The 11584-nt window shown below is 67.2% G+C and carries 14 protein-coding genes and 4 pseudogenes; 15 read left to right on the top strand and 3 right to left on the bottom strand.

What is annotated here, in order from left to right; translation table 11 throughout:
* Window positions 1-2 precede the first annotated feature (2 nt).
* From GNX96_RS56585 to GNX96_RS56610, 12 genes and pseudogenes are all read left to right on the top strand, one after another.
* Window positions 3-296: an alanyl-tRNA editing protein gene (locus tag GNX96_RS56585; protein WP_279581942.1), complete on the top strand. Its 294-nt coding sequence runs from the start codon at window positions 3-5 to the stop codon at window positions 294-296.
* 37 nt (window positions 297-333) lie between these two features.
* Window positions 334-726: an alanyl-tRNA editing protein gene (locus GNX96_RS56590; RefSeq protein WP_279581943.1), complete on the top strand. Its 393-nt coding sequence runs from the start codon at window positions 334-336 to the stop codon at window positions 724-726.
* Window positions 727-763: 37 nt separating this feature from the next.
* Window positions 764-1231, top strand: a complete 468-nt coding sequence (locus GNX96_RS56595) for an asparaginase (RefSeq protein ID WP_279581944.1) — start codon at window positions 764-766, stop codon at window positions 1229-1231.
* Window positions 1232-1256: 25 nt separating this feature from the next.
* Window positions 1257-1397 (top strand): annotated as a pseudogene (locus GNX96_RS61570) (asparaginase); the annotation flags it as partial.
* A gap of 79 nt (window positions 1398-1476) precedes the next feature.
* Window positions 1477-1761 carry an asparaginase gene (locus tag GNX96_RS56600; RefSeq protein ID WP_279581945.1) on the top strand — a complete coding sequence of 95 codons (285 nt, stop codon included), beginning with the start codon at window positions 1477-1479 and terminating at the stop codon, window positions 1759-1761.
* A gap of 78 nt (window positions 1762-1839) precedes the next feature.
* On the top strand, window positions 1840-2295 hold the full coding sequence (locus GNX96_RS30745) for a helix-turn-helix domain-containing protein (RefSeq protein WP_163571494.1): 456 nt from the start codon (window positions 1840-1842) through the stop codon (window positions 2293-2295).
* Between the two features lie 26 nt (window positions 2296-2321).
* Complete coding sequence (locus tag GNX96_RS30750; protein ID WP_163571496.1) at window positions 2322-2828, top strand: hypothetical protein; 507 nt, start codon at window positions 2322-2324, stop codon at window positions 2826-2828.
* Window positions 2829-2952: 124 nt separating this feature from the next.
* Complete coding sequence (locus tag GNX96_RS30755; protein WP_279581946.1) at window positions 2953-3315, top strand: DUF2516 family protein; 363 nt, start codon at window positions 2953-2955, stop codon at window positions 3313-3315.
* 97 nt (window positions 3316-3412) lie between these two features.
* On the top strand, window positions 3413-4030 hold the full coding sequence (locus tag GNX96_RS30760) for a superoxide dismutase (protein WP_163571498.1): 618 nt from the start codon (window positions 3413-3415) through the stop codon (window positions 4028-4030).
* 467 nt (window positions 4031-4497) lie between these two features.
* On the top strand, window positions 4498-4959 hold the full coding sequence (locus GNX96_RS56605) for a hypothetical protein (RefSeq protein ID WP_279581947.1): 462 nt from the start codon (window positions 4498-4500) through the stop codon (window positions 4957-4959).
* Between the two features lie 37 nt (window positions 4960-4996).
* Window positions 4997-5095 (top strand): annotated as a pseudogene (locus GNX96_RS65250) (chaplin family protein); the annotation flags it as partial.
* 41 nt (window positions 5096-5136) lie between these two features.
* A complete protein-coding gene (locus GNX96_RS56610; protein ID WP_279581948.1) occupies window positions 5137-5271 on the top strand; it encodes a chaplin family protein in 135 nt (44 codons plus the stop codon).
* A 566-nt stretch (window positions 5272-5837) separates the two neighbouring features.
* Here GNX96_RS56610 and GNX96_RS30775 read toward each other — a convergent pair.
* Window positions 5838-6590 (bottom strand): maleylpyruvate isomerase family mycothiol-dependent enzyme, encoded by a 753-nt coding sequence (locus GNX96_RS30775; RefSeq protein WP_163571500.1) that lies wholly within the window; start codon window positions 6588-6590, stop codon window positions 5838-5840.
* Between the two features lie 28 nt (window positions 6591-6618).
* On the opposite strand from GNX96_RS30775, the pseudogene GNX96_RS30780 reads away from it, so the two are divergent.
* Together GNX96_RS30780 and GNX96_RS30785 are read left to right on the top strand one after the other, a co-directional pair.
* Window positions 6619-7714, top strand: a pseudogene (locus GNX96_RS30780) (UDP-N-acetylmuramate dehydrogenase).
* Window positions 7715-7734: 20 nt separating this feature from the next.
* Window positions 7735-8778, top strand: a complete 1044-nt coding sequence (locus GNX96_RS30785; RefSeq protein ID WP_163571518.1) for a S66 family peptidase — start codon at window positions 7735-7737, stop codon at window positions 8776-8778.
* 146 nt (window positions 8779-8924) lie between these two features.
* On the opposite strand, the pseudogene GNX96_RS30790 reads toward GNX96_RS30785, so the two are convergent.
* Both GNX96_RS30790 and GNX96_RS30795 read right to left on the bottom strand, forming a co-directional pair.
* Window positions 8925-9649 (bottom strand): annotated as a pseudogene (locus GNX96_RS30790) (class I SAM-dependent methyltransferase).
* A gap of 87 nt (window positions 9650-9736) precedes the next feature.
* Window positions 9737-10498, bottom strand: coding sequence for an SDR family oxidoreductase (locus GNX96_RS30795; protein WP_163571502.1), 762 nt, complete (start codon window positions 10496-10498; stop codon window positions 9737-9739).
* Window positions 10499-11099: 601 nt separating this feature from the next.
* Between GNX96_RS30795 and GNX96_RS30800 the strand changes: the two genes are divergently transcribed.
* On the top strand, window positions 11100-11393 hold the full coding sequence (locus GNX96_RS30800) for a hypothetical protein (protein ID WP_163571504.1): 294 nt from the start codon (window positions 11100-11102) through the stop codon (window positions 11391-11393).
* Window positions 11394-11584 lie beyond the last annotated feature (191 nt).

An 11584-nucleotide genomic window follows, 5' to 3' on the forward strand; every position in this document is an offset into this window, starting at 1 on the left:
GGATGAGTCACACGCACCGGCTTGACCTCGAGGACGCGAGCCTGCGGGAGTGGGACGCGACCGTCCTGCAGTCCGATGCGGAAACCGGGATCGTGTTGGACCGCTCGGCCTTCTATCCCGGTGGCGGCGGCCAGCCGCCGGACCACGGCACACTGCTGTGGGGCGGGGTCCAGACCCGGATCGCCGGCACCCGCAAGGGCGAGAGCTCTACTTGCTGCCAGTCGAGGGCGACCCGCTGCCGCCGGTGGGTACGGCCGTGCGCGGAGCCCTGGAGGACGAGCGCCGCAGCATGCTGATGCGTACGCACTCCGGCCTGCACGTCCTGTGCGGGGGGTGGTCTTTCGCGACTTCGGCTCGCTGGTGACCGGCGGGAACATGGAGCCGGGCACCGCCAGGATGGATTTCAACCTGCCGGAGATTCCGCCTGGTTTCAAGGAAACCGTGGAGGCCTCGATCAACGCCGAGGTGGCCGCTGACCGGTCGATTGACGTGAAGGTGCTGCCCCGCGACGATGCCTTCGCGATCCCGGACATCATTCGGACGGCCACCAATCTGGTGCCGGCCGGACTCACCGAGGTGCGGATCGTGGACATCGTCGGGCTGGACACCCAGGCCGACGGTGGTACGCACGTGGCCTCGACCAAGGCGATCGGTCGCCTGCAGGTGGCCAAAGTGGAGAGCAAGGGCCGGGGTTTTCGCCGGCTGCGGCTAAAAATCGTCGACTGAGCAGACATTTCTCATAGAGCGGGGAGAACGAGCGGTCGTGCCCAGTTCCGACGTGTTCGACGGCCCGGTGTTGGTCACGATGGAGCGCTCCGGCCGGGTGGAGAGCGCGCATCGCGGCGCGGTCGTGGTGCTCGACGCGTACGGGCAGGAGCTCGCGTCCGCCGGCACCGTGGACGTGCCGATTTTTCCCCGCTCGGCCAACAAACCGCTGCAGGCGACCGGCATGTTGCGGACTGGCCTCGCGGTGACCGGCGAGCAGTTGGCGATGGTGACCGCCAGCCACAGCGGCGAGCCGCAGCACATCCAGCGGATCCTGGAGCTGCTCGCGACCAGCGGCTTTGGCGAGGATGACCTGCGGTGCCCGCCGTCTCTGCCGCTGGGCGAGGCCGCGCAGCGGGAGCTGCTGGCCTCCGGTGGCGGTGAGCGGCGGGCCGCGATGAACTGCTCGGGCAAGCACGCCGGCATGCTCTGCGCGTCCGCCGCGGTCGGTCGGCTGGCCGGCTGAGGCGTATTTGGAGCCGGCCAGCCCAGTGCAGCGGCAGATCCGCGAAACTCTGGCGAAGCTGACCGGCCACCAACTGACCGAGCCCGCGGTGGACGGCTGTGGCGCGCCGCTGTGGCCGGTGCCGTTGCGCGGCCTCGCGACCGCATTCCAGCGGCTCGTACACGCTGATGTCGGTACGCCTGAGCGGACCGTCGCCGATGTGATGCGCGACCATCCGTGGTTGATTTGGCGGCACCAACCGGGACGTGACCCGGCTGATGTCCGGGATGCACGGCCTGCTGGTGAAAGACGGCGCGGAAGGCGTCCTGGTGGCCGCGATGCCGGCCGTCGGCGCGGTCGCGGTGAAGATCGCCGACGGCTCGCAACGCGCTCGTACGCCCCTGCTGGTGGCGGGTCTGCGGCGGCTGGGGTTAGCAGGCCGTACACTCGACGACCTCGCCGAATCGGCTGTCCTGGGCGGCGGAAGGCCGTTGGGGCCATTCGTTCGCACTGGTCAGAGACTTGAGTCACAAGTCGACCACCTGTGGTGAGTTTATCGTGACTCGTCTCACCGTCCATCTGCTAGCTGAGCGCTTGCAATTGCTAGCACCCGCCGCTACCTTGGAGACATGCCCGGATTGACCGGTCCACTGAGTGAGCTAGGTGAATTTATCCGCGAACAGCGGGTACGCGCGCAGATCTCGCTCCGTCAGTTGGCCGCCCAGGCGGGCGTGAGCAACCCGTATCTCAGCCAGATCGAGCGCGGGCTTCGAAAACCGAGCGCGGAAGTGCTCCAACAGATCGCGTCCGCCCTGCGGATCTCGACACCGATCATGTATTTGCGGGCCGGCCTGCTGGACGGTCGAGAAGATCAGGGTGTGGCGGAGGCGATCACCGCGGACCCGGTCCTGACGGACCGGCAAAAACAAATACTGATCGAGGTCTACGAGTCTTTCTGTCGCGCCAACGGCGCGGTTAACGGAGAAACTCCGGCCGAATCCCCGGCGGCGAAAATCGTTGCCGAGGTGGAAAGACAGATCTCCCAAGAGTCCGAGAGCACAACCGACGCGAGTGGCGAAAAATAGTCGCCGCCGCAAGGAGGTAATTCGTCATGGCCATCGAGACCAAGACCGAGACCCGTTCCACCACCGACCTGCTGACCGGACCGTTCTACGCGGTCGCCGGCGTCGGCGACCTCGCCGTCGCAGAGCTGCGCAAACTCCCGCAGCTGGCCACCGATCTGCAGAAGCGTTCGCAGGAGCTGGCCGAGCGCACCCGCAACAGCGTCAAGCCCGAAGAGGTTCGCGGCCAGCTCGCCAAGCAGCGCGAGCAGCTGACCAAGCAGTTCGAGGACGCCCAGACCAAGGCCACCAAGACGTACGAGGACCTGGTCAGCCGGGGCCGCAAGACGGTCGACTCGATCCGCAACCAGAAGGCCACCCAGGAGCTGGTGAACCGGGTCGACGCCACCGCGCGGTCCGCCAAGGCCACCGCCACCACCGTGCGCAAGGGTGCCGAGCGCGCCCGTACCAGCGCCAAGGGCACCGTGACCTCGGCCCGCAAGACCGCCGCCGCGGCCGGCAAGGCCGTCGAGGACGGCGCCGAGAAGATCGGCTAGTAGGACCGAAAATGACGGCCCCGGGCAGGTGTCCGGGGCCGCTTTCGTGGGCCGTACGACAACCGTGGATCCGGTGCGTAGGCTTGATCCATGTCACTAGCACCGAAAGTGTGGGGGTAGTCCGGTGTCAAGCCTCGCGGCGATCAACATCGTCGACCCGGTGCAGCTGGTCGTTGGGTGGGCGTTGTTCGCGGTGGTTCTGCTCACCGAGGGCTTCGCGCTGGTGCACTCGATCGCGCAGCGCGCCGAGGCGTACACAGCGGCCGGCAAGCTGACCAAGCCGTCCTGGGTCGGCATCAACCTCGCCGCCATCCTGGTGACCGTGGTGCTCGGGCTGCCGACGGTCAGCATTCTCGGGCTGATCGCGATCATCGCCTCCTGGTCTATTTGGTGGACGTACGGCCAGCGCTGCGCGAGGTCAGCGAAGGCGGCTCGTCCTCCTGGTAACCGCTTGCTAAGTCCGCAAGGCCATCTCAGGTCCGCCTGAGGTGGCCTTTGTGGTGCCCGGGAGTTGCCGCTCACTCGTACTTGCATAGAGTTTGCAGAAGCAAGTCTCTATAGTTTTCGAGGCGAGGAGCTCTCCAGTGGCGGACTACCAGCTGCCCGACCTGCCGTACGACTACAGCGCATTGGAGCCGCACATCAGCGGCGAGATCATGGAGTTGCACCACAGCAAGCACCATCAGGCGTACGTGAAGGGCGCCAACGACGCGCTGGAGCAGATGGTCGACGCTCGGGAGTCGGGCGCCATCACCACAACGGTCAACCTGCTGCAGAAGAACCTGGCCTTCAACCTGGCCGGGCACGTCAACCACTCGGTGTTCTGGCCGAACATGTCGCCGAACGGCGGCGACAAGCCCGATGGTGAGCTGGGCGCGGCGATCGACGACGACGCCTTCGGGTCGTTTGACGCGTTCCGTATCCACTTCAGCGCCAGCGCGACCAGCATCCAGGGCTCCGGCTGGGCGATCCTGGCCTGGGACACGCTCGGTCAGAAGCTGATCATCTGTCAGCTCTATGACCACCAGGGCAACCTGCCGGTCGGCATCTACCCGCTGCTGCTGCTGGACATGTGGGAGCACGCGTTCTACCTGCAATATCGCAACGTCAAGCCGGACTACGTCAAGGCCTGGTGGAACATCATCAACTGGCCGGACGTGACCGACCGCTTCAGCGCCGCGCAGGGCGTCAAGCTCGGCTAGCTCGGCTAGCTCGCCGTACGCTTCCCCGGCCGGTCGACTGATCCCTTCCGTCGGCCGGCTTCGTGCTGTCCGGAGCCTTCGTGCTTGTCCGGACAGCCTTCGGGGGTGGCCTGATCTGCGCTGTTGCTGGTGTGAACATAGGGGCGTACGACCGATTAGACACATTCGCTACGATTACCCTTTGTGGGCGGTTATGTAGTGGTGTTAACTTTTGTCCCGGCGTTACACAACGTCAAAAGGTACGCACTGCGGGTAGGGGCTGATCGGTATGAGCCGGGAATGGTGACGAACGTGTCCCGTCGGGGGCTCCATCCGTAGGTTCACCAGCCGTCGGGCACGCGCGATGTGGGGCTTCGTGCGTAACCGGCGGATGGTGCGGGCCTGAGCGGCGGCACGTACGAACGCCAGGCACCACCCAGTGGCCACCGCTGTCCACGGTCCTGTCCATCCAGCTAGATCGGAGCACAATGAACGTTTGGGTACGCAGATCGGTCCAGACCGCGGTTCTGGCCGGCGGCCTGCTGGCACTGGGCGCCACCGGCGCCTACGCCAGCCACACCGCTCCGGCCACTGACGCGGCGACGGCCCATCATGTGGTCCTCAAGGGCGGCGTCGGCGGCGTGACCTCCGGTGTCGGCAGCATCCTCGGCGGCAACCAGGTCATCACCAACGTCAACGCCCCGGTCAACGTGGCGTGCAACGCGGTCGGTGCGCTCGGCCACGCGCTCGCCCTCTGCCACTCCGGTGGCGGCAGTGGCAGCGGCGCACACTCGACCGGCGGCGTGAGCGCGGCGGCGCCACCAGCGGCGCGCACAGCGCCGGTGGCGGCAACCAGGTCATCACTGGCGTCAACTCCCCGGTCAACGTCAGTGGCAACGCGGTCGGCAACGCCGTCGCGGGCGGCAAGAAGCACTCCGCCGCTCCGATGACCGCCGGCACCGGCCCCCGTCCGTCGGCGGCGCGACCTCCGGCGTCGGCAGCATCCTCGGCGGCAACCAGGTCATCACTGGCGTCAACGCTCCGGTGAACGTCAGCGGCAACGCTGTCGGCATCCTCGGCCACGGCATCGCGGCGGCGGCGGCGCGGCCCCGTCCTCCACCGGCGCCGTGCACGCCGGCGGTGTCACCAACGGTGCGCACAGCATCGGTGGCGGCAACCAGGTCATCACCGGCGTCAACGCTCCGGTGAATGTGACCGGAAACGCCGTGGGCATCCTCGGCACCGGCATCGCCGGGCTGTAGTTATTCGCTAGTTCTTCTCAAGAAGCCCGGCCATCCCGTCCTCCAGACGGGCGCCGGGCTTCTTAGCGTCCCGGGAACTCCGCCGACACCCCGCGTCCCGGTGCCCGTTATATCCCCCGCCCGGCTCAAAATTGTCGTACCCACCCCCAAAAATCACCCCCACCCAGTGACGGGTGGGGGGCGGGTTTGAGGACCGATGTTCAACTAAAAATTAAGGTCCACCTCTCGACCCACCCCCCGCCCGTTCAAAGGGAGGGGGAAAGAAAAACAGACACCTACGACAATTTCGCGCCGTTACGGCTTGTCGCGGCTAAACCAGCCACACAGGTTTCCATCCACACCTCGCCCGCGCGGCGCACGTAGGCCGCCCAGGTTCGCGCGGCGACCGGAGGTCGCCCAGGTTCGTGGCGGTGGGGTGCCCGCTCTTTGGGCGCCCCGGGCGACGCGAACCGGATGCGCCGCCGCAGGAACTGCGGCCAGAAACACTGCGGTGGGGTGCCCGCTCTTTGGGCGCCCCGGCGACGCGAACCGGATGCGCCGCCGCCGCAGGAACTGCGGCCAGAAACTCAGCCGGTGCGCAATGCCTCCAGGAGGTGGCTTTCGCCGGTGATCTCCAGTACGTCGAGGGGAATGCGGCCCCAGAGGGCGAGCAGCAGGTCGCTGGCGGTGCCCTTGGCGGCCGCTTGGGCGCCCGGGCCGGGGTCCAGGACGGTGTTGGTGTCCAGGACGGCCAGGGTGGTGCCGCGCAGCCTCAGGACCCAGCGGTCGCCCGTGTCGGTGGCGTTCAGGCGTACGACGCCCTCCGCGTCATCGGGGCCCTTCCGGCGGCCGCTGGGCAGTTGGGTGTCCAGCACCTCGGCGATGCCGTCGACGGACAGGCGCGGGTCCAGCGGGATCGGGATGCCGATCGCGGCTTGCGCGTCCCAGCGGTGGATCGCGGTCTCAAGGGCCATCCGACGGAACCAGAAAGCCGCCACTTTGGGGCCGCCGCCCCAGTTCCACGCCGGTGCCTCGGGGTCGAGATTTTCCAGCGCGGTAATGGTTTGGGCGAGCTGCTCGGCGAAGTAGTCCAGCACCGCCGGGCCGGTCGGCGCGGTCTGTCGCTCGTTGTCCGGTCGACTGGCGGTGCCGCGGACGAAATGCGTGCGCTGGAACTGGTAGACCACGCCCAGATGCCCGACCAGACGCTCGAGGTTCCAGCCAGGGCAGGACCGCACTGGCGCGGCCAGGTTCTCCACTCCGACCGCCGCGCCCAGGGCCGCACCTTCGGCCCGCAGCGCCTCCAGCCAGAACCGCTGGTCGGCGGTGAGGTCGGTCATTGTCATCCTCCTGGAGTGGTCGCGCCCGATGCCGGCACGTTACCGCGCTGGCGGTGGCCTATGGTTTTCAGGCGTGCGAACTGCTTCCCAAGCTCCGCTCGACGGACTCACCACGCTCCGCCTCGGCGGACCCGCCAGCACCCTGGTCGAGGTCACCACCGCGGCCGAGGCGATCGACGCGGTGGCGGCCGCGGCGGAGCCCGTGCTGTGTGCTGGCCGGTGGCAGCAACGTCGTCCTGCCGGACCGTGGCCTCGACGGCACCGTGGTGCTGCTGCGCTCGGCCGGCCGGCAGGTGAGCGAGAGCGATGACTCGGTGACGGTCACCGTGCAGGCCGGCGAGACCTGGGACGACCTGGTCGCCTGGTCGGTACGGGAAGGCCTCGCCGGCATCGAGTGCCTCGCCGGCATCCCGGGCTCGGTCGGCGCGACCCCGGTCCAGAACGTCGGTGCGTACGGCCAGGAGGTCGCGGACACCATCACCGCGGTGCGCGCGTACGACCGGCTGGCCGGCGTCCAGAAGGTGCTTACGCCGGCCGAGTGCGGATTCACCTACCGGCACAGCGTCTTCAAGGGGCACGACCGCTGGTTGGTGCTGGACGTGACTTTCCAGCTGCCCCGAGCCAAGGAGTCCGAGCCGCTGCGGTTCGGTGAGCTGACCCGTCGGCTCGCCGTGGACCCCGGCGGCAGTGCACCGCTGGCGGACGTACGTGACGCAGTCCTGGCCCTGCGAGCCGGCAAGGGCATGGTGCTGGACGCCGCCGACCACGACACCTGGAGCGTCGGTTCCTTCTTCACCAACCCGGTCCTGGAGCCAGCGGACTACGACGAGGTCGTCCGCCGCTGCGCCGCGCTGCACGGCCCGGATGTGGTGCCGCCGCGGTTCGCGGCGGACGGGCTGGTGAAAACCTCGGCGGCGTGGCTGATCGAGCGGGCCGGCTTCGCTCGTGGCCACGGCCGGGACGGAGTTTCCCTGTCCACCAAGCACACTCTCGCGCTCACTAATCGCGGCACCGGCACCACGACGGCGCTTTTGGCGCTGGCCAGGGAAGTACGGGACGGCGTACGTGACACCTTCGGCGTGACACTTGTCAACGAGCCGGTAATCGTGGGCGACTCACTTTAAAGGCTGCTAGCGTGGCCGCCATGCGTTCGTTCGTCAATCCGCCCAAGGCCAAGCCCGGCGACTCGCTCGCCGTCATCTCGCCGGCGAGCGGCCTGCCGGGAATTCTTCCGCTGCCGTTCGACCTTGGCCTGCGCAGGCTCGCCGACAACTTCGGTCTTACCGCGATCGAATACCCCACCACCAGAAAGATGGGTGCGACCCCGCAGGAGCGTGCGGCCGACGTTCACGCGGCTTTCTCCGACGAGCGTGTGACCGCGGTGATCGCGTCCATCGGTGGCAGCGACCAGATCAAGGTGCTCCGGCATCTGGATCCGGATCTGTTGCGGGCACACCCGAAGCCGTTCTTTGGTCTGAGCGACAACACGAACCTGTTGAACTACCTGTGGAATCTCGGCATCACCTCGTTCCACGGCACGACGGTGATGACCTCTCTCGGTCGCGGTGGAGCGATGCATCCGCTGACCGAGGAGTCGTTTCGGGCCGCGATTTTTGAGGCCGGGCCGTATGAGTTGCGCGCGTCCAAGGACTACAACGACATCGATCACTCGTGGGATGTGCCGGAGAACTTGGAGAAAGAGCCGCCGATGATGCCATCGGACGGCTGGACTTGGCATGGCCCGAGCCGCCGGGTCAGCGGCATTTCGTGGGGCGGAAACCTGGAGATTCTCGGCTGGAACCTGGCCGCTGGCCGCTATATCAAGGACAGTGACGCATATGCCGGCTGCGTCTTCTATTTTGAGACGTCAGAGGAAATGCCCAGCGCCACCGAGGTCTATCGGCTGCTGATGCAGGCCGGCGAACGGGGTTTGCTGGAACAGTTCGCCGCTGTCCTGGTTGGCCGCCCCAAGGCATGGTCTTTCGACCAGCAGAACAGCCCAGAAGCAAAAACCGAATACATTTCCGGTCAGGTGGACGCGGTGTTACGCGCCCTCGGTGAGTACGCACCAGACGTACCAGTCGTCACCGGTCTCGACATCGGCCACACCGACCCGCAGCTCACCATCCCCAATGGAGCCATGATCACCGTCGACGCCGTCGAGCGCCGGATTTTTGTCGAATACTGATCATTGACCTGAAGTCTTGCTCTCTCGCGGGGAAAGCCGGCGATTTGATGCCGTCCGTCGATGCCGAGCTTGGCGTACACCGCTTGAGATGGGTCTCGACGGTGTGCCGCGAGCTGGCGCGATCCGAGGTTGAGAAACGTGGCCTCCTAGGGCGAAACTGCTTCCCATCTGACGGTGAGTTCGCCTTGGCGCCAGCGGTCCGGGCGGTCGACGACCGGCCAGCCGTCGGCGGCGAGCCGGGCCGCGGCGGCCGCCCAGCGTTGCCGCGGACCGTACGAGGCGAGCGCCGCGGCGGACTGCCAGGCCGCGTCGAAGGTGGCCAGCAGCGCGTGGATCCGTTCGCCTGGTACGTTCCGGTGGATCAGCGCTTTGGGCAGCCGCTCGGCCAAAGTAGCCGGTCTATCCAATGTGGACAGTCGAGCCGCAGGGTGAGCGTGACCGGGCCGGCGGCGTCCAGCGCCACCCAACATCCGACTCGGCCGAGCTCGTCACAGGTGCCCTCGACCAGTAACCCACCGGCCGCGAGCCGGGCCAGTAACTGCTCCCACGCGGGCGCGGACGCTTCCTCGGGATACTGCCGAAGGACGTTCATCGCGCGGATGACGACCGGCCGCAGCCCGGCACATTCGAAGCCACCGCGCCGAAATTCCAGTGCTGGCGGGTCAGCCGCCGGAGCCGCGGCGGCTACCCGCTCGGGGTCGATCTCCAACCCGACGACCCGGACATCGGGTCGTACGAGCCGCAACCGCGCCGCCAGTTCGACGGTGGTGACCGGCGCGGCGCCGTAGCCGAGGTCCACCACCAGCGGATCGGCCGCGGCTCGCAACAACTGGGCGTGGTTCGCTACCAGCCATCGGTCGACCCGACGCAGCCGGTTGGGCGCGGTGGTGCCGCGAGTGGCGACGCCGAGTGCGCGCGCTCTGCCGGCCCGCGAGTCGCGGCGCCTTGCGGGGCACGGCTACCTGACCCGGTGCACCTTGTGCTGGGCCGCCTGCGCCAACGGCCGTACGACCAGCAGGTCGATGTCGACGTGCGCGGGCCGGGTGACGGTCCAGGCGATGCAGTCAGCGACATCCTCGGCGGTGAGCGGATTCGCCACCCCCTCATACACCTTCGCCGCCGCCTCGGCGTCCCCGTCGAACCGGTTGACCGCGAACTCATCCGTACGCACCATCCCCGGCGCGATCTCGGACACCCGGATCGGTCGCCCGGACAGCTCCAGCCGCAACGTCTCGGCGACCGCCGTGGTTCCGTGCTTGGCCGCCGTGTAGCCGCCGCCACCCTCATAGACGATGTGCCCGGCGGTCGACGAAACGACCACGATGTGTCCCTGCCCGGAGGCCTCCAGGTCCGGCACCAGCGCCTTGGTGACGCGTACGACGCCAATCACGTTGACCTCGTACATCCACTGCCAGTCCGCCACGTCGGCCTTGTCGACCGGATCCGCGCCACGCGCGCCGCCAGCGTTGTTGACCAGCACGTTCACGCCCTGGCCGAGCTTGCTCGCGGTCTCCCGTACAGCGGTGGCGAACGCGTCGACGCTCGCCTGGTCGGTCACGTCCAGGCTGACAGCCGTCCCGCCGGTCTCGGCGGCCAGCTTCGCCAACCGATCGAGCCGCCGCGCGCCCAGCACCACAGGGAACCCGGCCTCGGCCAACTGCCGCGCGGTGGCCGCCCCGATCCCACTACTCGCACCCGTCACAACCGCAATGCCTGGCATCTGTCTCCTCACGATCCGTCCCGTACCTATCTAACTTCGTTTCCGGCACCCGCTGCCGCCAGGGCCACCCAGGCGCCGATGGCCTGGCCAGCTCGACCGTGGTCACGGCGGTACGGATCGTGACCGCTGCCATCCCGGCCGTCGGGTCCGGCGGGAAAGCGTGGCAGCTCGCGACTGTCTAATGTTTTCTTTGTCGATAACTGGTCGTTCGGAGAATTTGCCGCCTGCTTTCGTCAGCGATTCGCCAGTCATTCACGTACGGATTTGGCGTACGAATGGATGAGTAAAGAATGCCCTGGGTCTTTGCGGCTGCTGCCTTTTCGGGAGTGGTCGAAAAGGTGTCAGATCGTCGCGGTTCCTGGCGGGACACCGTTATTGTGAGCCGCGCACCGGAAGGCGTCTAACGGGAATCGGTAGTACGTGCCAAGAAAGGGTCTGGAATGACCGTCGAAAGGTAATGTTTTCCTCACCTTTCGGTAGTTGGCGAATGATCCGTCAGTGGCACGAAACCGGGACGCGAAAAGAATCCGGCGCCGGTTTACTGTAAATGTCGAACACGGGGAATTGTCCCCCACCGAATCTCTGCAAGGGAGCAGCGAAGATGAGCGAGCACGTCGAATACGACAGCTCCGGCAACCAGTACGACGTATATGAGCACTCCGACGGCAGCGCGGACGTTTACGAGTACGGCGCGGACGGGGTCGACGCCCACCACAGCATCATCGACGCCGACGGCGCGCAGCACGTGACCGCGACCGACGGTGCGGGCGACAGCGCGAGCGAGAACGTCAACTCCGACGGCACCGTGTCGGACGTGCACGAGAGTAGCGCCGATGGCTACCAGGCCGACGCGTACAACAACTACAACGGCACCTACACGTACGACTCGAACTGAAGCCATGGCGCCCTAGATGGCCCATCGGAGGCGCGTCCTACGCCGCTGATGGGCCATCGGGGCGTACGGCGAGGTGGCGGAAACAGATCGCCGTCTCGTTGTGTTGACTTATGTCGTGGCCGCCACCTTTCGTCGTACGTTCCGCCGGCCCGCGAAGCTGCCGATCGCGGTGCACGGATCGCGGTGCACAC

The organism is Fodinicola feengrottensis, assembly GCF_010993775.1.
GTDB classification, from domain to species: Bacteria; Actinomycetota; Actinomycetes; order Mycobacteriales; family HKI-0501; genus Fodinicola; species Fodinicola feengrottensis.

Bases quoted from the DNA above. Each gene is read 5' to 3' on its own strand.
- GNX96_RS56585 (WP_279581942.1), top strand. From the start codon at position 3: ATGAGTCACACGCACCGGCTTGACCTCGAGGACGCGAGCCTGCGGGAG.
- GNX96_RS30745 (WP_163571494.1), top strand. From the start codon at position 1,840: ATGCCCGGATTGACCGGTCCACTGAGTGAGCTAGGTGAATTTATCCGC.
- GNX96_RS30750 (WP_163571496.1), top strand. From the start codon at position 2,322: ATGGCCATCGAGACCAAGACCGAGACCCGTTCCACCACCGACCTGCTG.
- GNX96_RS56605 (WP_279581947.1), top strand. From the start codon at position 4,498: ATGAACGTTTGGGTACGCAGATCGGTCCAGACCGCGGTTCTGGCCGGC.
- GNX96_RS30775 (WP_163571500.1), bottom strand. From the start codon at position 6,590: ATGACCGACCTCACCGCCGACCAGCGGTTCTGGCTGGAGGCGCTGCGG.
- GNX96_RS30785 (WP_163571518.1), top strand. From the start codon at position 7,735: ATGCGTTCGTTCGTCAATCCGCCCAAGGCCAAGCCCGGCGACTCGCTC.
- GNX96_RS30795 (WP_163571502.1), bottom strand. From the start codon at position 10,498: ATGCCAGGCATTGCGGTTGTGACGGGTGCGAGTAGTGGGATCGGGGCG.
- GNX96_RS30800 (WP_163571504.1), top strand. From the start codon at position 11,100: ATGAGCGAGCACGTCGAATACGACAGCTCCGGCAACCAGTACGACGTA.